Source organism: Roseibium sp. ROS1 (assembly GCF_054658215.1).
In genome coordinates this window covers 134,798-158,253 of the sequence record NZ_BAAGIG010000004.1, presented here as the reverse complement: position 1 = coordinate 158,253, position 23,456 = coordinate 134,798, and the positions used below count along the sequence as shown (strand labels likewise).

The window sequence follows — 23,456 nt, the reverse complement described above, 5'->3', positions numbered from 1 at the left end:
TGTTAGTGAAAACGGCCCGGCGCAACGTTTGCGCGGTACATATTTGCGCCGTTTCAAGAAGCGACCCTGGACCTGGATCGGATCGGAATGACAACACTTGTGGTGCATGAAACCGGCGACAAGAAGAATGTGACCGACATGCTGCGGTCTGCAGGCCTTCGGCCGACGCGCCAGCGTGTCTCGCTTGCAGAAATTCTGTACTCCCGGGGCGATCGCCACATCTCGGCCGAGCTGCTTCATGAAGAGGCGGTCGACGCCGATGTGCCGGTCTCTCTCGCCACGGTCTACAACACGCTGCACCAGTTCACCGAAGCCGGTCTGCTGCGCGAAGTCGCGATCGACGGCAACAAGACCTACTTCGACACCAATGTGTCCGACCACCATCACTTCTTCATCGAAGGCGAAAACCGGGTGATCGACATTCCGGGCGAAGGTGTAGGCATCGGCGCTCTGCCGAAAGCACCCGAAGGCATGGAAATCGTTCGTGTCGACGTGGTCGTACGCGTTCGCGAGAAACGCTGATCGTCGCGATTGATTGCGGCGGCCCTCAGGCCAGACCGCTTTCCACATAACGCAATTTCCATTCGTAATAGTTGGAGGTCGTCCCGATCTCCGCCAGATGCCGCTGGCCATCCGGCTCGAAGCCAAGTTTCTTCAGGAGGTTGGCGGAGCGGACGTTTTCCGGATGCGTGATCGCGCACAGCGTGCGCAGCTTCAGTTCCCGGGTAACGAAGTCCAGCACGCTCTGCCCGGCCTCGCGCCCGAACCCCTTTCCGCGGTGGTCTTCCAGAAAGGCAAAGCCAAGGTCCGGGTACTTCAGTTCCTTGCGCACCACCAGACCGCACACACCAACCGGTGTCAGCGATGGTTTCAGATCCAGGATCCAAAGCCCGACTCCATGGGCGGCAAAGCGCGCCAGCGTCTTGTTCTTGATGTAGTTGGCCGCGTCTTCCTCGGTCTTGATACCGTGGTCGGCGATAAATCGGATGTAATCCGGCTCATTCATGAGCTGGTGGTAAAAAGCGGCATCATTGCTGGAAGGCAAGCGGAAGCGAAGCCTCTCGCTCACGGGAAATGGTCCAAGCGGGAAACTCACGCAACTGTTTCCTTTTCAATAAGGGCTTTGGTGCGCAGGGCAATATCCGGCACCGCATCAAAAAGTTCTTTCTCCGTGCTCCGGCACAGATCGTAAATCACACAGCGCCGGCACTCCGGTTTGCGCGCCTTGCAGATGTACCGGCCATGCAGGATGAGCCAGTGGTGGGCATGGAGCGCAAATTCCACCGGCACGACCTTCTCCATGGCTTTTTCCACGTCGAGAGGCGTCTTGCCGGGGGCAATGCCTATGCGGTTGCCCAGGCGAAACAGATGCGTGTCGACGGCAATGGTCGGGTGGCCGAAAAAGATGTTCAGAACCACATTTGCGGTCTTCCGGCCGACACCGGGCAGCGCTTCCAGCGCTTCGCGGTCTTCCGGAACCTCGCCGCCATGGTCGCGGATCAGCTGCTCGGACAACAGGATGACGTTCTTGGCCTTGTTCTTGTAAAGGCCGATCGTCTTTATTTCCTCCCGCACCCGGTCCTCCCCGAGCGCCACCATCTTTTCCGGTGTGTCGGCAATCTGGAACAGGTGTCTTGTTGCCCGGTTCACACCAACGTCGGTTGCCTGGGCCGACAGCACCACGGCAACCAGAAGCGTGAAAGCATTGACATAATCCAGTTCGCCCTTCGGTTCCGGGTTGTCGGCATGGAAGCGCTGGAAGATCGCAAAGGTTTCCGCTTTCGTATAGCGGGACCGTTTCAGCACCTTGCCGGGGTTGTCCACGGAGGGTGCTTTTCTCCGGGTCTGTTTGGATTTTGCGGGCCGGCGTGCTGCCGCAGTCTTGGAAGGGCTCTTTGCTTGCGTCATCTTCTCTCTATAATCATGCCTCATGAGCGAGAACAATCCGAAACCCCTGCAGGATGGCGAATTGCCGGATCAGGACCGGCCGTTTTTCACTGCCGTTCTGACCCCTCACCGGTCTCTGGGGCCAAACGGATTCCTGGTTCTCATGTGCTTCTTCGGCGGTGTCAGTTTCATCGCCGGTATTCTGTTTCTGCGTATCGGCGCCTGGCCGGTTTTCGGGTTCTTCGGACTTGATATCGCGCTGCTCTGGTTTGCCTTTCGGATGAACTACCACTCCGCACGAACTTTCGAGGAAGTGGTTGTCTCGCGGCACGAAATCGCGATCCGCAAGGTTGGCCCGGGCAAGAGATACCAGGAATACCGTTTCAATCCCTTCTGGGTCCGCCTGACGGTGGACCGGATCGAAGATGAAGGGGTCGTCAAGGTGACCCTCCTCAGTCGGGGTGAACAGGTCGATCTCGGCAATTTCCTCAATCCCGATGACAGAACGAGTTTTGCCGGTGCCATGGCCAATGCGTTGTCCGTCGCCAAGTCAGGCGGTGTCTAGGCTCCTTCTTCAATGACTTTGGGCTGCACCTTGAGCGTTGCAAGCAGAACGGCCAGGGCCGCGGTTGCCGAAAGCGCTGCGGTGTAAAGCACGGTTTGAAAGCTGGCCGCACTGGCGATGAAACCCATCGAAATGCTGCCGATCATGCCGCCGAGGAACAGGCTGTTCATGTAAACCGCCGTTGCCCGGCCCGGCCGGTCCGGTGCGAAGCTCTGCACGAAGCTGATCGCGACACCGGCAAACAGGCCATAATAAGTCCCTTCCAGTACCGCGATGGCCAGCACCTGCCAGAGTGCGGTCACCTGGGCAAACAGCACCATGCTGACCGCGGCAAGGCACGCTGCCAGCATCAGCACCTGGCGAATGCCGATGCGCTCGGCAAGGCGAACCGAGCCGAAGATGACAAAGACTTCCAGCAGGCATTTGACCGACAGTGCCAGGCCTGGTGTTGCGCCGGGCAGATGTGTTTCCTGCACGAAGAACAGCGGCATCGCCGAGACGAACAGCGAATTGGTGATGACAAAGCCAAGGCAGGTCAGCCCGGCAATCTGAAGACCCCAGTTGATCGGCGCCTTGCCGTTGGTCTTGGAACGCTCTCGTGCTGACCTGAAGTCAGCCGGAACGACAATGTACCAGAGCATCAGGTAGACAATACCGATCGCAAAGGCGCACAGGAAGGCGGCGGCAAAGCCGAAGGCTGCAACCACCGAAAAGGAGACTGCCGGCCCGATCATCCACGCAAGTGAAACCATCATGCGCAGCCAGGAATTGACCCTGGCAACGTCCATGCCCTCCTGTTCGGCAAAAAGGCGGCCGAAGGTAAAAACGACGCCCGCGCCCATGTTGGAAAGGCTCATAAGGGGGGCGATCAGGACGAGCAGCATCACCAGACTGCTGATCTGGGTCAGCAGTGCGGCGAGCGTGATATAGGCGACAACAGAGACGACCAGCAGGCTCTTGACCGGAAAACGGTTGTCCAGCCGTTCGCCTGCCCATCGATTGACGGCCAGCGTCAGCGGCATCACCAGACCGGAGTAAAGCCCCACCTGCCAGGGTTCGGCGCCCAGCCCTTCCACAATGAAAAAACTCATCAGCGGCACCAGCGCTGAAACGCCGAGGCTGTTGGTGAATTGAAGAAGCAGAATCAGCAATGCCTGTCGGGGCAGTTGCAGGAGGGACAACATGACGATCGCCGGAAAAGTGAAATAAGCAAGAATTACAACCTAACTGGGTTGTATCGCCCCGTCACCGCTTTTTTTGCCGAACGCGCGTCTGCCGATTGCGCAGCCCATTTCGGAAAGTTTCGAAAACCAGACAATCCCTAAAGCCACCGCGACTCAAATCATGCGGCACAATTCGAACCTGACAACTAGTCGTCCGGGGTCATCCGCAATGTCTTCAGCCGGTACAGCGCTTCCAGCGCTTCGCGCGGGGTCATATCATCCGGATTGATTGCCTCAAGAGCGACCGAAACAGGATCGGGTTCCGCAAACCCTGCCGGAGCGCTGGGCGCAGGCGCGGTCAGGCTTGCGAAAAGCGGCAGTTCGTCGATCAGGCTCTCAGCCGGCGAGCGGCGGTCCTGCTCTTCCAGCTGGCTGAGCACCTGCTTGGAGCGTTCGACGACGGATACCGGCAGACCCGCCAGCTTGGCCACCTGAATGCCGTAGGACCGGTCGGCTGCACCGGGAACGATCTCGTGCAGGAAGATAACGTCGCCTTTCCATTCCTTCACCGAGACGGTGGCATTTGAAAGCCGGGCCAGCTTGGCGGAAAGGGCAGTCAGTTCGTGGTAGTGGGTCGCAAACAAGGCACGGGACCTGTTGACCTCATGAAGATGTTCGATCGTCGCCCAGGCAATGGACAGGCCGTCGAACGTCGCAGTGCCACGGCCGATCTCGTCCAGGATCACGAGTGAGCGGTCACCGGCCTGATTGAGGATTGCAGCGGTCTCGACCATCTCCACCATGAAGGTGGAACGGCCGCGTGCAAGATCGTCTGCCGCGCCGACGCGGGAGAACAACCTGTCGACCACGCCGATATGGGCTGCTGCTGCCGGCACATATCCGCCCATCTGGGCCATCACGGCAATCAGTGCGTTCTGGCGTAGGAAAGTCGATTTACCGGCCATGTTCGGACCGGTTATCAGCCAGATATGGCCGATATCCTCGTCCGCTTCCGGACCGAGATTGGCATCATTGGCAACAAAACTGTCGCCGCCGGATTTCTTCAGCGCCTTTTCGACCACCGGATGACGTCCACCCTTGATGTCGAAGGCGCGGCTGTCATCGACCACGGGCCGGACATAGCTTTCTTCCTGGGCAAGTTTCGCAAGCGCGGCCGAAACATCCAGAATGCTGAGGCCGTGGGCGGCGGCCTTGATTGCTTCCCCTGCGTCGATGATCGCCTTGGCAAGCCGGTCGAAGATTTCCAGCTCGATGGCAAGCGAGCGTTCGCCGGCACTGGCGATCTTCGATTCCAGATCCGCCAGCTCCGTGGTGGTGAAGCGCATGGCGCCGGCCATGGTCTGGCGGTGGATGAACCGGCCGGGATCTGCGGTCAGCTTTTCCGTCTGCGCGGAAGGCGCCTCGATGAACCAGCCGAGCACATTGTTGTGCTTGATCTTCAGCGACCTCAGGCCGAGTTCTTCCGAATAGTCTGCCTGGAGCTTTGCGATGACCTTTCGGCTTTCGTCGCGCAGGGAGCGAAGTTCGTCCAGATCGGCGTTGTAACCGGTGGCGATGAAACCGCCGTCGCGTTTCAGAAGCGGCGGCTCTTCTTTCAGTGCCGTCGTCAATTCGCTGCCGAGATCGTGCGGGGCCTGTTCCAGACTGGCGCGCGCAGCAGCGATTTCCGCCGGGATCGTTCCCGCCGTCGCACTGGTCTGGTCGAGCACTGCCCGCGCGGCCTCAAGCCCCTGGGCAACCGACAGGATATCGCGCGGCCCGCCGCGGTTGAGCGCGATCCGCGACAGGGCCCGGGCCATGTCCGGGGCGCCTTTCAGCGTCTGGCGCAGGCCTTCGCGCATGATTTCGTTTTCAAGAAAGAAGGCAACGCCGTCGAGCCTGTGCTGGATCGCATCGACATTGACCAGCGGTCCGGCCAGGCGGCTGGCGAGCAGGCGCGAGCCGCCGCCTGTCACTGTCCGGTCGATCGTCGCCAGCAGCGAGCCCTGCTTTTCGCCGGAAAGCGTGCGGGACAGCTCGAGATTGGCCCGGGTTGCCGGATCGATCAGCATGCGCCCGGCGCCGGCCTCGCGCACGGGCGGATCCAGCGGAGGGCGTTCGCCGAGCTGGGTCTTCTCGATGTAGGCAAGAATGCCGGCGGCGGCGGAAAGCTCCGCCCGGCTGAAGGTGCCGAAGCCGTCGAGGGTCTTCACACCAAAGTAATGCGCAAGCCGGTCCGTGGCGGTGGAACTGTCGAAAAAGGCACGCGGCACCGGTGACAGCGCACCGCCCGCCTGTTCGGCAGTCAGGCGCAACTCGCTTTCCTGCAGCAGATTGTCCGACAGGATCAGTTCGCGCGGGGAAACCTGGGCAAGGTCGGCGGCAAGGCGCTGATGATCGGTTTCCGACACCTGGAAGGAGCCGGTGGACATGTCGATCCAGGCAAGGCCATAGACCGCGCTGCCTTCCAGCGAGCCGCCCTTCAACCGGGTCAGCGCCATCAGGTAGTTGTTGGCACCGGCATCCAGCAGCCGCTCTTCCGTCAGCGTTCCGGGGGTGACGAGACGCACGACATCGCGCCGGACGACGGATTTGGAGCCGCGTTTCTTGGCCTCGGCCGGATCTTCCGTCTGTTCGCAGACCGATACCCGGTGCCCCTTGGCAATCAGCTTGTTGAGATAGTCGTCGGCTGCATGCACCGGCACGCCGCACATCGGTATGTCGGCACCCTGGTGCTTGCCACGCTTGGTCAGCGTGATGCCGAGCGCGGCGGAGGCAACCTCGGCGTCTTCGAAAAACAGTTCGTAGAAATCGCCCATCCGGTAGAACAGAAGGCTATCCGGATTGGCAGCCTTGATCTCCAGGAACTGGGCCATCATTGGCGTGACCTTGCTGTCCGCCGGGGTGATTTCTTGCGCGCTCTGTCCACTCATGCCTGATACCTAGCAAACTGAGCGGACCATTCCACCAAGGGCCTATTCCATCTTGGCTTGAGGCTTCATTTTCCAGGGGATAAGGTCGGGCTCCCGCCCCGTAAAGAGAGCGCGCAAGAGGAAACGCCCAAACCATGTCCGCCGACAAGAAACCGACCAAGACCAATGTCAGCTTCACCGACCAGGAAGCGCTGCAATTCCACCAGGAAGGCCGCCCCGGGAAGCTGGAAATTGCGCCCACCAAACCGATGGCGACCCAGCGCGACCTGTCGCTGGCCTATTCGCCCGGCGTGGCGGTGCCGGTGCGGTCGATCGCGGAAGACCCCAGCCGTGCCTACGACTACACCACCAAGGGCAACATGGTTGCGGTGATTTCCAACGGCACGGCCATTCTGGGCCTCGGCAATCTGGGTGCGCTTGCCTCAAAGCCGGTGATGGAAGGCAAGTCTGTCCTGTTCAAGCGCTTTGCCGACGTCGATTCCATCGATCTGGAAGTCGATACCGAAGAGGTCGATGAATTCATCAATGCGGTCCGCTATCTCGGTCCTTCCTTCGGCGGGATCAACCTGGAGGACATCAAGGCGCCGGACTGTTTCATCATCGAACAGCGTCTGCGCGAACTGATGAACATTCCCGTCTTTCACGACGACCAGCATGGCACGGCCATTATCGCGGCGGCGGGTCTCATCAACGCCCTTCACCTGACCGGTCGCGACATGAAGGACACCAAGGTGGTCTGCAATGGCGCGGGCGCGGCCGGCATTGCCTGCATCGAACTCGTGAAGGCAATGGGCATTCCGAACGAGAACGTCACTTTGTGCGACACCAAGGGTGTCATCTACAAGGGCCGCGAAGAGGGCATGAACCAATGGAAGTCCGCCCATGCGGTCGAAACCAAGGCACGCTCGCTCTATGACGCCCTCAAGGGCGCTGACGTCTTCTTCGGCGTTTCTGCAAAGGGCGCGTTGACGCCCGACATGCTGCGGGTCATGGCACCGAACCCGATCATTTTCGCCATGGCCAACCCGGACCCGGAAATCACGCCGGAAGAGGCGGCGGAAGTGCGCGACGATGCAATTGTCGCGACCGGGCGTTCGGACTATCCGAACCAGGTCAACAACGTGCTCGGCTTTCCCTATATTTTCCGCGGCGCGCTTGATGTTCAGGCCACCACGATCAACGACGCCATGAAAGTTGCCTGCGCTCACGCACTGGCGGAACTGGCGCGGGAGGAAGTGCCGGACGAAGTTGCCGCGGCCTATCGGGGCAACCGGCCGAAGTTCGGTCCGGAATACATCATTCCGGTGCCCTTCGATCCGCGCCTGATCCACACCATTCCGCCCGCGGTCGCCCAGGCTGCGATGGAGTCCGGCGTCGCCCGCAAGCCGATTGTCGATATGGAGGCCTACAAGCACCAGCTCTCCGCCCGCCGCGATCCTGTCGCCGGCACCTTGCAGCGGATCTTCTCCAAGGTGCGCCAGCAGCCCAAGCGGGTCGTCTTCGCCGAGGGCGAGGAAGAACCGGTCATCCGCGCAGCGACAAGCTTCGTGTCGCAGGGCCTGGGTGAAGCCATCCTGATCGGCCGCGAAGACGAGATCAAATCCATGGCCGAACGCGCCGGCATCGACATCGACCGGCCGGGCATTTCCATCCAGAACGCGCGGCTTTCCAACCGCAACAGCGACTACGCGCAGTATCTCTACGGCCGCCTGCAGCGCCGGGGCTACCTGCTGCGCGACTGCCAGCGCATGGTCAACAACGACCGCAATTACTGGGGCGCGATCATGGTCGCGCGCGGCGACGCCGATGCCATGGTGACCGGTCTGACCCGGAACTACTCCGTCGCCCTCGATACGGTGAAGGCCACCATCGATCCGAAGCCCGGTCACCGGGTCATCGGCGTGTCGCTGGCACTGGCTCGCGGCCGTACCGTGCTGATCGCCGATACGGCGGTGATCGACATGCCGACATCGGAAGAACTGGCGGACATCGCCGAGGAAGCGGCGCATGTCGCACGCAAGTTCGGCTACGAACCGCGTGTTGCCATGCTGGCCTATTCCACCTTCGGCCATCCAAAGGGCGAACGCTCGGAAAAGGTCATCGAGGCGGTCAAGATCCTCGAACGCCGCCGGGTCGATTTCGAATTCGACGGCGAAATGGCCGCGGACATCGCGCTCAACATGGACCGAATGGCCGCCTATCCGTTCTGCCGCCTGTCCGGTCCGGCCAACGTTCTGGTCATGCCGGCGTTCCACTCGGCATCCATCTCCACCAAGATGTTGCAGGAACTGGGCGGCGCCACGGTCATCGGCCCGCTGCTCGTCGGCTTTGACAAGTCGATCCAGATCGTTCCCCTGGGTGCCAAGGACAGCGATATCGTCAACATGGCCGCCATCGCGGCGTTCAATGTGACGTGAGGTGGTGATTATTCCGCTGAATTAGGGGCGCTCCGATCCCGGATCTCCGCTGCGCTGCGTCCGGGATGACGAAGATAGGTCTGGTAAAACCTTTCAGTCGTCATCCCGGGCAAGCAAAGCGCGACCCGGGATCGGGGAGCCACCCCAAAACCTCTCGAAACCCGGAGTGACCATCGTTTGACAGCCTGGGTCTACATCCTTGCCTCGCGACCGTTCGAAACTCTTTACACGGGCGTGACGACGGACTTGACCCGCCGGGTTTACGAGCACCGCGAAGGTCTGATTGAGGGTTTTTCCAACCGATACGGTACGAAATCCCTTGTCTGGTACGAACAGCACGAAGAGACCGGGGCTGCGATTGCTCGCGAAAAACAGATCAAGCGTTGGCGCCGGCAATGGAAATTCGATCTGATCGAGGAGATGAATCCGGGCTGGCAGGATCTCTATCTGGAGCTCAATCGGTAATCATTGTCCGGACACCTATCGTCGTCATCCCGGACATAGCGCAGCGAAGATCCGGGATCGGGGAGCCCCGAAGCGCTGCGGCAACACACATGGAAATCCAAAGTCCGGTGTCTCGTCGTACTCAAGCTGCAAGTCACTCGATAGAGGGGCGATAGCGTGCAATTGCGCCTTTTCGCTTCGCGACAGCTAATCTTTTTTGACAAACCCTGCCCCAACGGCGATACCTCGAAACCATGTCGGATATTAAAGTCAAAATCTGCGGTCTTTCGACCGAGGACACCATGGCGGCGGCGCTGGATGCCGGTGCGGATATGGTCGGGTTGATGTTCTTCCCGAAGAGCCCGCGTCATGTGTCGCTCAGCCAGGCCTGCCGGCTGGCCGATATGGCGCGCGGCCGGGCGGAGATCGTGGCGGTAACCGTCAACATGGATCTCGACGGCCTGTCCCGTATCAACGAGCTGGTGAAGCCCGATACGTTCCAGTTTCATGGCGAGGAAGCTCCGGAAGCCCTGGCAGCGGCCAAGGTGATGCAGGGCACCAAGGTCATGAAGGCGATTTCGATTTCCGACCGTTCAGATCTGGAGCAGGCGCACTATTATGCTGTTGTGGCAGATCGTCTCCTGTTCGATGCCAAGCCGCCGAAAGGGTCCGAACTGCCCGGCGGCAACGGCGTCTCCTACGACTGGACGATCCTGAAAGACCTTGACCTGAAGAAGCCCTTCATGCTTTCCGGAGGACTTGATCCGGAGAACGTCGCCGAGGCGATCCGTTTGAGCGGCGTCAGCGAGGTGGATGTTTCCTCCGGCGTCGAGCGGGAAAAGGGCGTCAAGGACAGTGGTCTCATTCGCGCATTCTTGGCGGCGGCCAAGGGCGTCAAGGTTCCGGGCTGAACCCCGGGTGAAGGAGTAAACGCGTGAACGATATGGCTAACAGCATCCGGACCGGTCCGGACGATCGCGGGCATTTCGGTATTTTTGGCGGCCGCTATGTTGCCGAAACGCTGATGCCGCTGATCCTGGACCTGGAACAGCACTACAAGGACGCCAAGAACGATCCGGCTTTCAAGGCCGAGATCGAGACGTTGAACAAGCACTACACCGGCCGTCCGTCGCCGCTTTATTTTGCCGAGCGTCTGACGAAGGAACTCGGCGGTGCCAAGGTCTATTTCAAGCGTGATGAGCTGAACCACACCGGATCGCACAAGATCAACAATTGCGTCGGTCAGATCCTGCTCGCCAAGCGCATGGGCAAGACCCGCATCATCGCGGAAACCGGCGCCGGTCAGCACGGTGTCGCGACAGCGACAGTCTGTGCCCGCTTCGGCCTGCCCTGCGTTGTCTACATGGGCAAGACCGACGTGGAACGGCAGAAGCCGAACGTCTTCCGCATGAAACTTCTGGGTGCGGAAATCGTGCCGGTGACTGCCGGTGCGGGCACCTTGAAGGATGCCATGAACGAGGCGCTGCGCGACTGGGTGACCAATGTCGAGGACACCTACTACCTGATCGGTACCGCTGCGGGCCCGCATCCCTATCCGGAAATGGTGCGCGACTTCCAGTCGGTGATCGGCAAGGAACTGCGCGAACAGATGATGGAAGCCGAAGGCCGGCTGCCGGATGCGCTGGTTGCCGCCGTCGGTGGTGGTTCCAATGCCATTGGCCTGTTCCATCCGTTCCTGGACGACAAGGACGTCAAGATTTACGGCGTCGAAGCTGGTGGCCGTGGCCTTCAGGGGGAAGAACACTGCGCTTCCCTGACCGCAGGCAAGCCGGGCGTTCTGCACGGCAACCGCACCTACCTGCTGCAGGACGACGACGGCCAGATCCTGGAAGGTCACTCGATTTCCGCCGGTCTCGATTATCCGGGCATTGGGCCGGAGCATTCCTGGCTGAAGGAAATCGGCCGTGTGGACTATGTACCGGTCATGGACGACGAGGCCTTGGAAGCTTTCCAGATGCTCACACGCGTTGAAGGCATCATCCCGGCGCTGGAGCCGGCCCACGCGCTGGCCCATGTCGTGAAACTGGCCCCGCAAATGGACAAGGACCAGATCATCGTCATGAACCTGTGCGGCCGGGGCGACAAGGACGTCTTTGCCGTTGGCCAGATGCTGGGCTTCGATCTCTGATAGCCCGCTTCGAACGGAACCCTGGAAAACCGCGTATCGAAAGGTGCGCGGTTTTTCTTTTGGCAGCTCCGGAGTGTCATCCCCTTCGCCAAGAGAAAGACCTGGTGCCTGCTGGTCATCAATGCGGGTTTTGGATAAGGCCGACGTTCCGCTTTGACCGCGATGACAACGCGGCTTACCACCGGCCCCTAACGCCGGTTAACCAGCCCCGCCAGTTTGGAAATGCTGCAATGCAAACTTGTGCGTTGTGAATCCGCCGGGAAAGACTAAATCAGCCGCGAATGAAACAGGGTCGGCGCTATTGCCGGCCGCTTGAGGAAACCCCGAAATGGCTTTCGATCTTCTGACCGGCTTCGTCCGCGACTTTCGCGCTTCCCGCAAGGTTGCCGGCGAAATCGCACGCATGAACCACCTGAACGACGCCCAGCTTGCCGATCTCGGCCTGGAACGCAGCGAAATCACCAGCCGCGCCTTCGCCCGTCATTTCAAACGGCGCTAAGGCTGCAGCCGGTCAGGCGCTGCGTTTGAAAGCAGCGCGCGGTGGCACGGCTATGGGTTTTGCCGTCAACATGGCTTCCAGCAACTGCTGGCGGCCCCGGGCGTCCAGACCGGTCGCCTGTTGTGCCAGCACCGGGTCTGATTGCGCGGAAGAAACTTCGGCAACACCCTTGCGCTGGGCAAAACCCAGGTGAAAATCCCTCATCCGGCGCCACAGCTTTTCAGTGAAAGGCTGAGGAGCGGGTTCGAACAGGGAATGGGCCATTTTCAGCTCCTTATTTGTTTGGTGGCTCAGTGGTTCGCTTTACAATAGGTGCACACAGTGCATTTTTCTAGGCGCAATTTGTGCACATTTCGCCTATCAGCCATGCATTTTTCGCGGGTCTGACCTGCGCTTCCACAGCTTGCTGCACTGCAAAAAAGCCATAAGGTGCGGCCCGGTTGCGATTCCGGATCGCGGCATCAATCTTTTTTGGTTTTTGAGATGAGCACCTTGCAGGCCCTCCATATCAGCGCGCCATCGGCAGCGCCCCTCGCCACCGTGTTTCGCGGTGCCGGAAACCCGTTCACGCGCTCCGGCCGGGCGAAGCCCATGGGCAGCGAACATGTCTACCGGGCGGATGCCGCCCTGCGCGCTATCGGCCTGATCGACTATCCAAGCCGCTGACCGGTCTGGGTTCGGAGCCTGTTTCAACGCTCCGAATCTGCATGAGACAATTGACATTGCACGCACTGCCCCCGTACATCGCTGAAACGGAAACGCCCCGGAGGGTCCCGGATGGCGCGAAAAAGGGTAGCAGTGAATGACGGATACGCGTATCGACCGCCGTTTTAAAGCCTGTGCGGATGCCGGCCGGCCGGCCTTGGTCACCTTTATCACCGCAGGCGATCCGGATCTGCAGACCTCGCAAGCCCTCCTGAACGCCCTTCCGGCAGCAGGTGCCGACGTTATCGAACTCGGCATGCCGTTTTCCGACCCGATGGCCGAAGGCATCCCGATTCAGCTTGGCAACCAGCGTGCGCTGGCTGCGGGGCACACCATGGACAAGACCCTGGACATGGTTCGTGAGTTCCGCAAGCAGGACCAGGATACGCCGATCATCCTGATGGGGTATTACAATCCGATCTACGTGCGGGACCCGAAGGTTTTCGTGCAAGTAGCCAAGGACGCTGGTGTAGACGGCTTCATCATTGTCGATATTCCGGCAGAAGCAGATGACGAACTCTGCATTCCGGCCCTGGAAGCAGGTCTCAATTTCATTCGCCTGGCAACACCCACCACTGACGACAAGCGTCTGCCTGCCGTTCTGGCCAACACCTCCGGTTTCGTTTATTACGTCTCCGTGACCGGCATCACCGGCGCCAATATCGCCGATACCGGTCGGGTGACCACCGCGGTCAAGCGGATCAAGGGCCATACGGACCTGCCGGTTGCCGTCGGTTTTGGCGTGAAGACCGCAGACCAGGCAGCGGAAATCGGCAAGGACGCCGACGGTGTCGTGGTCGGGTCGGTTCTGGTCAATGCCATCCGTGACAGCCTCGATGAGGCCGGCAAGGCGACTGACAAAACCGTTCAGACCGTCGTCGACCTGGTGTCCGACCTGGCCTCCGGATGCGCCCGGTCAAGAACAGCCTGACTGGTCAGCCATCGGCTGGTCTGAATTGAAGGATTTCGGACGGACCCCATATCTCCGTCCAATGGTAACTCGAGTAGCGGGACGCGTTTGACGTGAACTGGATCAATTCTATCGTACGCCCCAAGATCCGTGATCTTTGGAAGAAGCGCGAAGTTCCGGAAAACCTTTGGATCAAGTGTCCGGAAACCGGTGAAATGGTGTTTCACCGGGACCTGGAAGCCAATCTCTGGGTGATCCCGAATTCCGGTCATCACATGCGCATCCCGGCGCGCAAACGCGTTGAGGCTTTGTTTGACGGCGGCAAATACACCGAGGTCGATACCCCGGAAGTGCATGCCGATCCGCACAAATTCCGCGACAGCAAGCGCTACACCGACCGCCTGAAGGAAGCCCGCACCAAATCCGGCGAAGACGAAGCTGTGATCGTGGCCCAGGGCCTGGTCAACGGCATGCCGCTGACCATTGCCGTGCAGAACTTCGATTTCATCGCCGGCTCGCTCGGCATGGCCGCGGGTGAAGCGATCCTTGCCGGCATGCTGAAAGCGGTCGATGACAAGACGCCTTTCGTCATGTTTGCCGCTTCCGGCGGTGCACGCATGCAGGAAGGCATTCTGTCGCTGATGCAGATGCCACGCACCACGGTCGGCGTGCAGATGCTGCGCGAAGCGGGACTGCCCTATATCGTCGTCTTGACCAACCCGACCACTGGCGGCGTCTCGGCCTCCTACGCCATGCTTGGCGACGTGCACATTGCCGAACCGGGTGCCCAGATCGGCTTCGCAGGCCGCCGCGTGATCGAACAGACCGTGCGCGAAAAGTTGCCGGACGATTTCCAGACTGCCGAATATCTTCTCGACCACGGCATGATCGACATGGTGGTGCCGCGCCAGAAGATGAAGGAAACACTGGCACGCATCTGCGGTATCCTGATGAAGCGGGAAGTCGAACTGCCGAAGCTTGAAGCGCCGAAGGATCCGGCACCGGAAGCCGAAGCCAAGCCTGCCGAAACGGCTGCAGAGCCTGCCAAGGGCGCGGAAGCGGCCAGCTAGGTGGCTTCGTTACACGAATACGTCGCGAAAGCGGCCTGACACGACATTTCCGGGCTGTCCGCTTGTCTCGCGGGCGGCCTTCCCGTAAAGGCGTTAGTCAAACGCAACCGGGAAAAAGGGACCCTGCGGAGGGCGCCTTGGATCAAATCACGAAAATTCTGGACCGTTTGCTGGCGCTGCATCCGAAGGAGATAGATCTCTCGCTCGGTCGCATGTGCCGCCTGCTGGAAGCGCTCGGGCATCCCGAACAGCGCCTGCCGCCGGTGATTCACGTCGCCGGTACCAACGGCAAGGGCTCGGTTACCGCCACCATGCGGGCGATCCTGGAAGCTTCCGGAAAACGCTGCCACGTCTACACCTCGCCGCACCTGGTTTCCTTCAACGAGCGCATTCGGCTCGGCTCGGATGGCAAATTCGTCTCCGATCCGGTCCTCTATGAGGCCCTGCACCGCTGCGAAGAAGCCAATGGCGGTGAGGAAATCACCTTTTTCGAGATCACCACCGCTGCTGCCTTGCTCCTGTTCGCGGAAAATCCCGCAGATGTGCTGCTGCTTGAAGTCGGTCTCGGAGGCCGTCTTGACGCGACCAACGTGATCGACCGGCCGCTTGCCACGGTGATTACCCAGGTTTCGATGGACCACGAGAAGTTTCTGGGTGACGACCTGTCGGTGATCGCTGCCGAAAAGGCCGGTATCATCAAGCCGGGCGTGCCGGTCATCTGCGCTGCGCAGGAAGACAGCGCCATGGCAACGATTGCGCGTCAGGCAGCGCGCAACAAGGCGCCGATCGAAGTGTTCGGGCAGGATTTCGCAGCCCAGGAAGACCAGGGCCGCATGGCGTTTCAGGACGAGGACGAATTGATCGACCTGCCTGTGCCCGTGCTTGGTGGCCGTCACCAGTTCTCCAATGCGGCTGTCGCCATTGCGGCATTGAAGGCGGCGGGCATGTTGCCGGACGGCGATACGATTGCCCACGGCCTGAAAACGGTCAACTGGCCCGGACGGCTGCAGCCGATCACCAGCGGACCGTTGCATGACCTGTGTCCGGAAGGGTCGGAAGTATGGGTCGATGGTGGCCACAATCCCGGCGCGGGCATTTCGATCGCCCAGTTCATGGGCGAACAGGAAGAGCGCTCACCCCGGCCGCTTTACCTCGTGTCCGGCATGCTGACGACAAAGGATCCCGTCGGATTCTTCCGTCCGTTCCACGGACTGGCACGCCACGTCGGCACCGTGCCGATCACCACGACACCCACCGCAAGGGAGCCGGAAGACCTGGCCGATCTTGCCCGCTGTGCGGGACTTGAAGCGACGCCGTTTCAATCACTGGACGCAGCGCTGGCAGATGTGGCAGCTTGTGCGGCAAAAGATGGCGAGCCGCCCCGGATTCTGATTTGCGGGTCGCTCTATCTGGCTGGTGAAGTTCTGGCGCGCAGCGGTCTGGCGCCGGTCTGAGGCGTCACCGGCCTCTGCCCGAGGAGGCCCTGAATGTTCGGTTTTGAAACCTGTCGCCCAAAGCTTGCAGGCGCTTTCCTGGGCGCTCTGCTTTTGAGCGTGCCTGCAAACGCGCTCACCGAACAATATGAGACGCCACCGGAGCAGGATCCGGCCACACTTCTCGACGGCAAGGAACTCGGCCCCGGCTATGCGGTACTCTCGCCGGTGCGCGGCGACGGTTTCCTGCGGATTTACCAGGTTCAGACCGATCTCGGCGTCGAGCAGATCGAAGGCGACGGCATGCTCAAGCTGCGCCTGCACGAAATCCAGGTGCTGATTGCCCTCGACAGTCTGAAAAACGACGCCAGCTTCGTCGACGGCCTCAAGCAGGCGGCCATGAAGCCGGTCGAGTTTGTCGAAAGCACGGTGACCGACCCTGTGGGAACCGCAAAGAACACCGTTTCCGGTGTCGGCCGCATGTTCGGCCGCCTCACCAAGGGCGTCGAGGCCGCTGTCAGCGGCAAGGGCGGATCTCCGGCGGAACTTGCCAAGTCGATCACCGGCCAGGCCAAGGCCCGGCGCGAACTTGCGGTCGATGTGGGTGTCGATCCCTATACGTTCTACCGGCCGCTATCGGAAAAGCTCGACGAAACTGCCAGCGTGACCACGGCAGGCAACTGGACGGTGAGCGCAATTACCAGCCTCCTGCCCGGAGGTATCATCGTCAACGCCGCGCGGCAGGCAGACAATTTCCGCAATCTCATCGTCGACAGCACGACTACCGAGCTGCAGGAACGCACCTCCAGTGTCCTGCGCGCCGTGGGCGTGCCCGAGGTGACGAACGCCAAGCTCATGGGCAATCCGTTCTACACGGCTTCGGAAAAGGCCGCGATCGCCTATCAGATGCAGGCAATGTCCAGTGTGAAGGACCTTTACCTGATTGCCGAAAAGGCGGCTGATGCCGACAGCCGGGATCTTGCCTATTTTCAGCTTCGTCGTGTCGTTCTCATGGAAACCTACAACAGCACGGTTTCGCCGCTGGGAGACATCAAGCTGGTGTCCGGCATCCCCGTCGCCCTGCGCCGTGACGGCATCGCCGCCATCGTCATGCCTTTCGATCATGTGGCCTGGACCCAGACCGTGGCGCAGACCTTCTCCGCCATGCACGAAGGCCTCGGCACCTTGCCCTTCCCGCCAACGGGCGTCGACTTCCTGATCACCGGCGACGTCACACCCATGGCCGCCGAACGCATCGCCGCATTCGGCTGGGAAATCACCGGCAACTATCCGATGCCGAAGGGGCCGGTGTTTTAGGGTCGGCTAACTTGGCACCGACACAGATTGACGCAAGCACGAGAAAGCTTGCCAGGAAGCTTCGTCTTGATCAGACGAAGGGCGAAAAAGCATTGTGGCGTGTATTACGGGAACTGAAGGCCGACAACATCCACATCCGGCGCCAGGCGCCGATCGGGCCGTATGTGGCAGACTTTGTCATTTTCTCACGCAAGGTCGTGATCGAGATTGATGGCGATATTCACGATCAGCCAGACCAATTGCAACATGATCAACGACGCGCCGCTTGGCTGGACGCGGAAGGATTTCAGATCCTGCGCTATTCGTCCTTGGAAGTTGATGAAAATCTGGAAGGAGTAGTACTCGACATCCGGAAGTGGTTGGGTCTGGACTGAGAAGTGAGATTACGGCTTCGCCGTTTACCCCCATCCCTAACCCTTCCCCACAAGGGGGAAGGGAACCAGGCGATCATTTGAGGAAATTCCAAATAATTTCGGCTGGGTTAGTTCGGAAATTGCAACGTCGTCAGCGGTATCCCCCTCCCCCTTGTGGGGAGGGGTTAGGGGTGGGGGTTCTGCTTGATGTCATTCGGGTGAATGTGAGGTTCATTGTTCACTGGGCGGAGTAATTTGCCCCCTCAAAGACACTCCAGAACCGGCCCGGACAAGCCGCTTTCCCAGCCGAGGATGGCGCGTTTGCGGGTGAGGCCCCAGTGGTAGCCGCCGAGTTTGCCGCCTTTTGCGAGCACCCTGTGGCAGGGTACGACGAAGGAGAGCGGGTTGCGGCCGACTGCGGTGCCGACAGCGCGGGATGCCTTCGGGTTGCCGAGGCAGGCGGCAATGTCGGAATAGGTGGTGGCCTTGCCCATCGGGATCTTCAGCAGGGTTTGCCAGACCCTGATTTCAAAATCGGTACCAATCATAACGATGTTGAGCGGTTGATCCTCTTGCCACTTTTTCGGATCGAAGACGCGCCGGGCAAATTGCGCCGTCGCATCCTGATCCTGGACGAAAACGGCTGCGGGCCAGCGCTCGCACATGTCTTCCAGGGCAGAGGTTTCTTCGCCCGGATCGGCAAATCCCAGACCGGCCAAACCCTTGTCGGTGGCCATCACCAGAACCTGGCCGAAAGGGGAAGGATGAAAGCCGTAGGCAATTGAAAGACCTGCGCCACGATTGCGGTAATCGCCAGGCGTCATGGCTTCATGGGTGACGAAAAGGTCGTGCAGCCGGCCGGATCCGGACAAGCCCACTTCGTAGGTCGCGTCGAGAACACTGGCGGACTCGCGCAGCAGCGCCTTGGCGTGATCCAGCGTGATTGCCTGCAGGAACTGCTTCGGCGTCAGTCCGGCCCAGCGCGAAAACACGCGTTGCAGCTGGATGGGTTGAAGACCGGCTTCCCTGGCCAGCTGGTCCAGCGTGGGCTGCTCGCGCCAGTCTTCGGTGATCCGCTTCAAGGTGCGGCGAACGACGTCGTAGTGCTGCGCAGCCTCCTCGCCGATGGAGATCGGGGTCGGTTCGGACGTCAGGCTGGTAAGGTCGAGCGCTTTGGTCATGGCGGTTTCTTCATGCTGAACTTGAAGTCTGCTCCGATCTTAGTCGGCGAACAACAGGGGATCGACCCGATTTGCGATCCGCCTCATGATCCTTGGCGCTTTGGTACCAGTTTCCGCTTCACTCGGCCGGAATGACGGCACAGAAACCGGGACTGGCGTTGCTACCCCAGAACATCCTTGAATTCGCTGGCCGAAACCGCAGGTCCCTTGCGGGTGGTCAGAAGCAGGCTCGTCTCCGTGCCGGTAATACCCTCGATCAGGCGAATGCGATTGAGTGCATCGTCAAAGGCAGCAAGATCGCGCGTGGCGACGTCCAGTACCAGATCCCACTTGCCATTTGTTGAATGGATCGCGCGAACCTCCGTCATGGCGCTGAGCGAGCGGATCACCGGTTCGGTGTTGTGGCCGTCTACGACCACCAGCGTCACCGCGCGGATCGGCAGATCGCGCCAGTCGTCGCGCAGGACGGCGGTAAATCCCAGGATTTCTCCCGTGTCGACCAGCTTCTCCATGCGAGAGCGCACGGTGGCACGTGAGACCTTCAGATCACCTGCCAATTCGGACACTGACCTTCGCCCGTCATGGCGCAGAAGCGAGATCAATCGAAGATCCAGATCGTCCATTTTTCCATTCCGATAAATTGAGCTTATCAAAATGATAAATCTGGCTGCTCTTTTGATCAAGTGTCCGGATTTACTCCGCCGCGGCGTTTCAGCACACTTTTGACAGTTGAATTTTGGGGCGGAGCAGGACGTGAACGTCGTTGAGAAACAGATTGTGCTGGTTGGAGCTCCGGTGGATGAAGGCGCCGGTCAGCGCGGCTGCCTCATGGGACCGGACGCCTATCGAACCGCCGGCCTGCAGGAAACGCTGCAGGAACTCGGCCATTCGGTCGTCGACCACGGAAATCTGAGCCCGGCGGAGGTTGGCAGCCTCACCCCTCCCAACAGGATACTGCGGAATTACCGCTCCTATGTTGCCTGGACCCGGGCGCTCCACCAGAAGGCGGCGGAACTTGGCGAAGGACCGGGTTTTCCGATCTATCTTGGCGGCGATCACGCCATGGCGGCGGGCACCGTTTCGGGTCAGGCAAGGGCGGCAGCCGCACTCGGGCGCCCGTTGTTCGTGCTTTGGCTCGATGCGCATTCGGATTTTCACACGCTGGACAGCACCGCCAGCGGCAACCTTCACGGCACGCCGCTCGCGTTTCTGTGCGGCCTGCCCGGATTTGACGATCTGCTCGGCAGCCCGCTGGAACACACCCTGAAGCCGCAGAATGTCGAGATCCTCGGCGTTCGCTCGATCGATGATGCCGAGCGCAACCTGCTGGTCAGCCACGGCGTCGGTGTCAGCGACATGCGCCGGATCGACGAGGAAGGCATCGGCACTCTTCTGAAGCCGTTTCTGGAGCGCGTAAAGGCCGAAAACGGCCTTCTGCATGTCAGCCTGGATGTCGATTTTCTGGATCCGTCAATCGCCCCGGCCGTCGGCACCACCGTTCCGGGCGGCGCGACCTTCCGCGAAGCCCATCTGGTGATGGAGATGCTGCATGATAGTGGCCTCGTCACCTCTCTCGACCTGGTCGAGCTCAATCCCTTCCTGGACGAACGCGGAAAAACCGCGCGTCTGATGGTCGAACTGACCGGCAGCCTGTTTGGCCGCCGGGTCTTCGACCGGCCGACAAGAAGCTTCTAGAGGACCGAACAATGTCAAACAGCCCCATCAATCTCCTGCCGTCGGATCTGGCCTATGTGCCCTTCGTCAGTGTCGACAACATGATGCGCAATGTCCGCGCGATTGGCGTCGAAACCTTCATGCGTGGCATCGCCGAATATATCGAGCAGGATTTCCTGCGATGGGAAAGCTTCGACAAGAAACCGCGTATTCCGGCGCATGCGCCTCAGGGTGTCATCGAGCTGATGCCGACCAGTGACGGCAAGACCTTCGGCTTCAAGTATGTCAACGGTCATCCCGGCAACACCCGTGATGGTCTGCAGACTGTTACCGGCTTCGGTGTTCTGTCGAACCTGACGACCGGCTATCCGGTGCTGTTCACCGAGATGACCATCCTGACGGCCCTGCGCACGGCAGCCAACTCGGCGCTTGCCGCCAAATACCTGGCACCCAAGGGGTCCACCACGATGGCGATCATCGGCAATGGCGCACAGTCCGACTTCCAGTGCCTGGCGTTCAAGGACATGCTCGGGATCACCGACATCCGCGCCTACGACATTGATAGCGCCGCCAGCTTGCGCCTTGCCCGCAACCTCGCCAATTCCGGACTGAACGTGACCATCTGCAAGACGCCGGAAGATGCGATCGAAGGCGCGCAGATCATCACCACCGTAACCGCGGACAAGAAATCGGCGACGATCCTGACCGACAACATGGTCGGCACCGGCGTTCACATCAACGCAGTCGGCGGCGACTGCCCGGGCAAGACCGAGCTACATCGCGATATCCTGCTGCGGTCCGATATCTTTGTCGAGTTCCCGGACCAGACTCATATCGAGGGTGAATTCCAGCAGCTCGACCGCGACCATCCGGTTACCGAACTCTGGCAGGTCTACGCCGGCAAGGCCGAAGGCCGCACTTCGCAGGACCAGATTACGCTGTTCGACAGCGTCGGCTTTGCCATCGAGGACTTTGCCGCCCTGCGCTATGTCCGCGATCTTCTGCCCAGAACCGGTCACTTCGAGAAGCTCGACCTCCTGGCTGACCCGGACGACCCGCGTGACCTCTACGGCATGGTTCTCCGGTCTGCGGCCAATGGAGACAACCAGGCAGCGTGACCTGAGATCACGTGATTGTAGCAAACTGGACCACCGCTTCGGCGGTGGTTTTTTTCTTCTGGCCTTGGTCAACCGGCCGCTACCCTTGCTCTCCAGGGAAAGAAACGGTTCCGGCAAGCACTTGTGTCATCCCGGGAAAGCATAGCGGAACCCGGTTCGCGTGGTTCAGGAGAGGAAGTGGGACCCGACAAGGGTGATGCCAAAAAACGCCTGACATCAGTCACTTATTTTAGGGTTTTCGGTGTTGAGTTGGCGTCATCCTACCTTTTCGGGGACTTTTTGATGACATTCAGAATTTTGACCGGCCTCGGACTCGGCCTGCTTGCCGCTTCCGCTGTTCAGGCCAAGGAACAGTATTTTTCCTACAAGGACTGGAATGTAGAGATTCAGTCGTTTGATACGGGCGAAGACTTTCGTATCAACTGCACCATGTGGACCGGCGGCGACGGCCTGCCCACCGTAGGCTTCGCGACGTCCAACAGCGATGCATTGCCGCCGGACTTCTTCCCCGGTGTCCAGCTGACGGAACGTGCCGTCCGCGGCCATGCGACGGTTCTTCAGAATGACCAGAAGGTCAATTTCGTCTTTGATGACGGCGACAGTGCGCAGGCAACGGTCCAAGCCTATTTCGATGAAGACGGTTTCGCAGTCGCCCAGACCTATTTCCCGATTGAGGACGCTCAGCGCGTCCTTCAGGCGATGCAACGGAACGGGCAGATCGATATCGTCGGACCGAGCGGCCTCATCTATACCGCTTCCCTGAGCGGATTTACCGCGTCATATCGAAAAGTTGCCGAAGGATGCGGCTTTCCGGTTACCGGTGTTATCGACTAGCGGCGGCAGGTTCAGCGCCTCTTCTATTTCGGCAACCACGGCATCGGCCGCCGCACCCGGATCTTCGGCCCGGCTGATCGGGCGGCCGACCACCAGGTAGTCACTACCAGCCTGAATCGCGTCCGCCGGGGTCATCACCCGGCGCTGGTCTCCGGCGTCGCTGCCGGCAGGGCGGATGCCGGGAGTGACGATCACAAGCTCGTCTCCAAGGATGGCGCGCATTTTTGTGGCTTCGGTGGCGGCGCAGACGATGCCGCCCATGCCAGCCACACGGGCGTCCTTCGCCCGCGCTTCCACCACATCGGCAATCGGGCCGCGATACCCTGCATCAACCAGGTCCTGCTCGTCCATGGAGGTCAGCACCGTCACCCCGAGCAGGCACAGATCGGGATTACCCTCTTCCCGCAGGCCTTTCACGGCAGCGCGCATGGTTTTCGGGTAGCCATGCAGGGTCATGAAGGTCATGCCCATCTTGGCGACATTGCGTACGGCCTTTTCGATGGTGTTGTCGATATCGTGCAGCTTGACGTCCAGAAAGATCTTCTTGCCGTCACGCGCCAGGTCACGGGCGAATTCCAGCCCGCCGGCAAACTGAAGTTCCATGCCGATCTTGTAGACACCGACCTTGCCTTCAGTCTGTTTCACCAGCTTCTCGGCCTCGGCAACCGTCGGCACGTCGACAGGCAGCATCAGGCGGTCCAGAGCGGTTTTCGGGGAGAAAGGGCTGGTCGGCATGGGCAGATCCTCGGATTTTGGGGCAGGTGCCAGTGCATAGCACCAAGGATCGCCCAGCGCCAGAACTAC

24 protein-coding genes are annotated in these 23,456 nt (G+C 60.4%); 16 read left to right on the top strand and 8 right to left on the bottom strand.

Annotation, left to right across the window (positions count from 1 at the left end; translation table 11 throughout):
* Positions 1-87: 87 nt before the first annotated feature.
* Positions 88-522, top strand: coding sequence for an iron response transcriptional regulator IrrA (irrA, locus tag ACYQ6M_RS23460; RefSeq protein ID WP_023002449.1), 435 nt, complete (start codon positions 88-90; stop codon positions 520-522).
* A 25-nt stretch (positions 523-547) separates the two neighbouring features.
* On the opposite strand, the gene ACYQ6M_RS23455 is transcribed toward irrA, so the two are convergent.
* Entirely contained in the window at positions 548-1,069 is a 522-nt protein-coding gene (locus ACYQ6M_RS23455; protein ID WP_161633274.1) for a GNAT family N-acetyltransferase, read from the bottom strand.
* A 23-nt stretch (positions 1,070-1,092) separates the two neighbouring features.
* The gene (gene nth / locus ACYQ6M_RS23450) at positions 1,093-1,908 is read right to left on the bottom strand and encodes an endonuclease III (RefSeq protein ID WP_023002447.1); all 816 of its coding nucleotides are present in this window, start codon (positions 1,906-1,908) and stop codon (positions 1,093-1,095) included.
* 22 nt (positions 1,909-1,930) lie between these two features.
* On the opposite strand from nth, the gene ACYQ6M_RS23445 reads away from it, so the two are divergent.
* Positions 1,931-2,452 carry a DUF2244 domain-containing protein gene (locus ACYQ6M_RS23445; protein ID WP_460075909.1) on the top strand — a complete coding sequence of 174 codons (522 nt, stop codon included), beginning with the start codon at positions 1,931-1,933 and terminating at the stop codon, positions 2,450-2,452.
* Here ACYQ6M_RS23445 and ACYQ6M_RS23440 read toward each other — a convergent pair.
* Both ACYQ6M_RS23440 and mutS read right to left on the bottom strand, forming a co-directional pair.
* Complete coding sequence (locus ACYQ6M_RS23440) at positions 2,449-3,636, bottom strand: MFS transporter (RefSeq protein WP_152508989.1); 1,188 nt, start codon at positions 3,634-3,636, stop codon at positions 2,449-2,451. The two genes, ACYQ6M_RS23445 and ACYQ6M_RS23440, sit on opposite strands and share 4 nt — an antisense overlap.
* Positions 3,637-3,821: 185 nt before the next feature.
* Positions 3,822-6,548, bottom strand: coding sequence for a DNA mismatch repair protein MutS (gene mutS / locus ACYQ6M_RS23435; RefSeq protein ID WP_460075907.1), 2,727 nt, complete (start codon positions 6,546-6,548; stop codon positions 3,822-3,824).
* A gap of 134 nt (positions 6,549-6,682) precedes the next feature.
* Between mutS and ACYQ6M_RS23430 the strand changes: the two genes are divergently transcribed.
* From ACYQ6M_RS23430 to ACYQ6M_RS23410, 5 genes are all read left to right on the top strand, one after another.
* Positions 6,683-8,965 (top strand): NADP-dependent malic enzyme, encoded by a 2,283-nt coding sequence (locus ACYQ6M_RS23430; RefSeq protein WP_023002443.1) that lies wholly within the window; start codon positions 6,683-6,685, stop codon positions 8,963-8,965.
* Between the two features lie 177 nt (positions 8,966-9,142).
* Positions 9,143-9,430, top strand: coding sequence for a GIY-YIG nuclease family protein (locus ACYQ6M_RS23425; protein WP_460075905.1), 288 nt, complete (start codon positions 9,143-9,145; stop codon positions 9,428-9,430).
* 233 nt (positions 9,431-9,663) lie between these two features.
* On the top strand, positions 9,664-10,320 hold the full coding sequence (locus tag ACYQ6M_RS23420; RefSeq protein WP_023002441.1) for a phosphoribosylanthranilate isomerase: 657 nt from the start codon (positions 9,664-9,666) through the stop codon (positions 10,318-10,320).
* A gap of 32 nt (positions 10,321-10,352) precedes the next feature.
* Positions 10,353-11,558 carry a tryptophan synthase subunit beta gene (gene trpB / locus ACYQ6M_RS23415; protein WP_139314179.1) on the top strand — a complete coding sequence of 402 codons (1,206 nt, stop codon included), beginning with the start codon at positions 10,353-10,355 and terminating at the stop codon, positions 11,556-11,558.
* 328 nt (positions 11,559-11,886) lie between these two features.
* Positions 11,887-12,057 carry a DUF1127 domain-containing protein gene (locus ACYQ6M_RS23410; RefSeq protein WP_023002439.1) on the top strand — a complete coding sequence of 57 codons (171 nt, stop codon included), beginning with the start codon at positions 11,887-11,889 and terminating at the stop codon, positions 12,055-12,057.
* A 12-nt stretch (positions 12,058-12,069) separates the two neighbouring features.
* On the opposite strand, the gene ACYQ6M_RS23405 is transcribed toward ACYQ6M_RS23410, so the two are convergent.
* The gene (locus tag ACYQ6M_RS23405; RefSeq protein ID WP_460075903.1) at positions 12,070-12,321 is read right to left on the bottom strand and encodes a hypothetical protein; all 252 of its coding nucleotides are present in this window, start codon (positions 12,319-12,321) and stop codon (positions 12,070-12,072) included.
* A gap of 219 nt (positions 12,322-12,540) precedes the next feature.
* Between ACYQ6M_RS23405 and ACYQ6M_RS23400 the strand changes: the two genes are divergently transcribed.
* The 6 genes from ACYQ6M_RS23400 (at position 12,541) to ACYQ6M_RS23375 (ending at position 17,866) form a co-directional block, all read left to right on the top strand.
* Positions 12,541-12,723: a hypothetical protein gene (locus ACYQ6M_RS23400; protein ID WP_023002437.1), complete on the top strand. Its 183-nt coding sequence runs from the start codon at positions 12,541-12,543 to the stop codon at positions 12,721-12,723.
* Positions 12,724-12,859: 136 nt separating this feature from the next.
* Positions 12,860-13,693, top strand: a complete 834-nt coding sequence (gene trpA / locus ACYQ6M_RS23395) for a tryptophan synthase subunit alpha (RefSeq protein WP_023002436.1) — start codon at positions 12,860-12,862, stop codon at positions 13,691-13,693.
* A 92-nt stretch (positions 13,694-13,785) separates the two neighbouring features.
* Positions 13,786-14,742, top strand: coding sequence for an acetyl-CoA carboxylase, carboxyltransferase subunit beta (gene accD / locus ACYQ6M_RS23390; protein ID WP_460075900.1), 957 nt, complete (start codon positions 13,786-13,788; stop codon positions 14,740-14,742).
* Between the two features lie 137 nt (positions 14,743-14,879).
* The gene (locus tag ACYQ6M_RS23385) at positions 14,880-16,196 is read left to right on the top strand and encodes a bifunctional folylpolyglutamate synthase/dihydrofolate synthase (protein WP_460075898.1); all 1,317 of its coding nucleotides are present in this window, start codon (positions 14,880-14,882) and stop codon (positions 16,194-16,196) included.
* Positions 16,197-16,229: 33 nt separating this feature from the next.
* Positions 16,230-17,492, top strand: coding sequence for a hypothetical protein (locus ACYQ6M_RS23380; RefSeq protein WP_460075896.1), 1,263 nt, complete (start codon positions 16,230-16,232; stop codon positions 17,490-17,492).
* 11 nt (positions 17,493-17,503) lie between these two features.
* Positions 17,504-17,866: an endonuclease domain-containing protein gene (locus ACYQ6M_RS23375; RefSeq protein ID WP_173017278.1), complete on the top strand. Its 363-nt coding sequence runs from the start codon at positions 17,504-17,506 to the stop codon at positions 17,864-17,866.
* A 242-nt stretch (positions 17,867-18,108) separates the two neighbouring features.
* On the opposite strand, the gene ACYQ6M_RS23370 is transcribed toward ACYQ6M_RS23375, so the two are convergent.
* Together ACYQ6M_RS23370 and ACYQ6M_RS23365 are read right to left on the bottom strand one after the other, a co-directional pair.
* Positions 18,109-19,026, bottom strand: coding sequence for a methylated-DNA--[protein]-cysteine S-methyltransferase (locus tag ACYQ6M_RS23370; RefSeq protein ID WP_023002431.1), 918 nt, complete (start codon positions 19,024-19,026; stop codon positions 18,109-18,111).
* A 161-nt stretch (positions 19,027-19,187) separates the two neighbouring features.
* Positions 19,188-19,649 carry an Lrp/AsnC family transcriptional regulator gene (locus tag ACYQ6M_RS23365; RefSeq protein WP_023002430.1) on the bottom strand — a complete coding sequence of 154 codons (462 nt, stop codon included), beginning with the start codon at positions 19,647-19,649 and terminating at the stop codon, positions 19,188-19,190.
* Between the two features lie 130 nt (positions 19,650-19,779).
* On the opposite strand from ACYQ6M_RS23365, the gene rocF reads away from it, so the two are divergent.
* The 3 genes from rocF (at position 19,780) to ACYQ6M_RS23350 (ending at position 22,652) form a co-directional block, all read left to right on the top strand.
* A complete protein-coding gene (rocF, locus tag ACYQ6M_RS23360; RefSeq protein ID WP_460075892.1) occupies positions 19,780-20,721 on the top strand; it encodes an arginase in 942 nt (313 codons plus the stop codon).
* 11 nt (positions 20,722-20,732) lie between these two features.
* Entirely contained in the window at positions 20,733-21,818 is a 1,086-nt protein-coding gene (locus tag ACYQ6M_RS23355; protein WP_062485961.1) for an ornithine cyclodeaminase, read from the top strand.
* A gap of 282 nt (positions 21,819-22,100) precedes the next feature.
* Positions 22,101-22,652: a hypothetical protein gene (locus ACYQ6M_RS23350; RefSeq protein ID WP_139314178.1), complete on the top strand. Its 552-nt coding sequence runs from the start codon at positions 22,101-22,103 to the stop codon at positions 22,650-22,652.
* Here the strand turns inward: ACYQ6M_RS23350 and pyrF are convergent.
* Positions 22,596-23,387: an orotidine-5'-phosphate decarboxylase gene (gene pyrF, locus ACYQ6M_RS23345; protein WP_062485957.1), complete on the bottom strand. Its 792-nt coding sequence runs from the start codon at positions 23,385-23,387 to the stop codon at positions 22,596-22,598. The two genes, ACYQ6M_RS23350 and pyrF, sit on opposite strands and share 57 nt — an antisense overlap.
* Between the last annotated feature and the right edge of the window lie 69 nt (positions 23,388-23,456).

Excerpts from the sequence above, each read along its gene's own strand:
- ACYQ6M_RS23365 (WP_023002430.1), bottom strand. The coding sequence starts at position 19,649 with ATGGACGATCTGGATCTTCGATTGATCTCGCTTCTGCGCCATGACGGG.
- nth (WP_023002447.1), bottom strand. The coding sequence starts at position 1,908 with ATGACGCAAGCAAAGAGCCCTTCCAAGACTGCGGCAGCACGCCGGCCC.
- ACYQ6M_RS23370 (WP_023002431.1), bottom strand. The coding sequence starts at position 19,026 with ATGACCAAAGCGCTCGACCTTACCAGCCTGACGTCCGAACCGACCCCG.
- ACYQ6M_RS23440 (WP_152508989.1), bottom strand. The coding sequence starts at position 3,636 with ATGTTGTCCCTCCTGCAACTGCCCCGACAGGCATTGCTGATTCTGCTT.
- pyrF (WP_062485957.1), bottom strand. The coding sequence starts at position 23,387 with ATGCCGACCAGCCCTTTCTCCCCGAAAACCGCTCTGGACCGCCTGATG.
- ACYQ6M_RS23350 (WP_139314178.1), top strand. The coding sequence starts at position 22,101 with ATGACATTCAGAATTTTGACCGGCCTCGGACTCGGCCTGCTTGCCGCT.
- ACYQ6M_RS23445 (WP_460075909.1), top strand. The coding sequence starts at position 1,931 with ATGAGCGAGAACAATCCGAAACCCCTGCAGGATGGCGAATTGCCGGAT.
- ACYQ6M_RS23400 (WP_023002437.1), top strand. The coding sequence starts at position 12,541 with ATGAGCACCTTGCAGGCCCTCCATATCAGCGCGCCATCGGCAGCGCCC.
- trpB (WP_139314179.1), top strand. The coding sequence starts at position 10,353 with ATGGCTAACAGCATCCGGACCGGTCCGGACGATCGCGGGCATTTCGGT.
- mutS (WP_460075907.1), bottom strand. The coding sequence starts at position 6,548 with ATGAGTGGACAGAGCGCGCAAGAAATCACCCCGGCGGACAGCAAGGTC.
- ACYQ6M_RS23380 (WP_460075896.1), top strand. The coding sequence starts at position 16,230 with ATGTTCGGTTTTGAAACCTGTCGCCCAAAGCTTGCAGGCGCTTTCCTG.
- ACYQ6M_RS23410 (WP_023002439.1), top strand. The coding sequence starts at position 11,887 with ATGGCTTTCGATCTTCTGACCGGCTTCGTCCGCGACTTTCGCGCTTCC.
- ACYQ6M_RS23420 (WP_023002441.1), top strand. The coding sequence starts at position 9,664 with ATGTCGGATATTAAAGTCAAAATCTGCGGTCTTTCGACCGAGGACACC.
- ACYQ6M_RS23430 (WP_023002443.1), top strand. The coding sequence starts at position 6,683 with ATGTCCGCCGACAAGAAACCGACCAAGACCAATGTCAGCTTCACCGAC.
- ACYQ6M_RS23405 (WP_460075903.1), bottom strand. The coding sequence starts at position 12,321 with ATGGCCCATTCCCTGTTCGAACCCGCTCCTCAGCCTTTCACTGAAAAG.
- irrA (WP_023002449.1), top strand. The coding sequence starts at position 88 with ATGACAACACTTGTGGTGCATGAAACCGGCGACAAGAAGAATGTGACC.
- ACYQ6M_RS23355 (WP_062485961.1), top strand. The coding sequence starts at position 20,733 with ATGTCAAACAGCCCCATCAATCTCCTGCCGTCGGATCTGGCCTATGTG.
- trpA (WP_023002436.1), top strand. The coding sequence starts at position 12,860 with ATGACGGATACGCGTATCGACCGCCGTTTTAAAGCCTGTGCGGATGCC.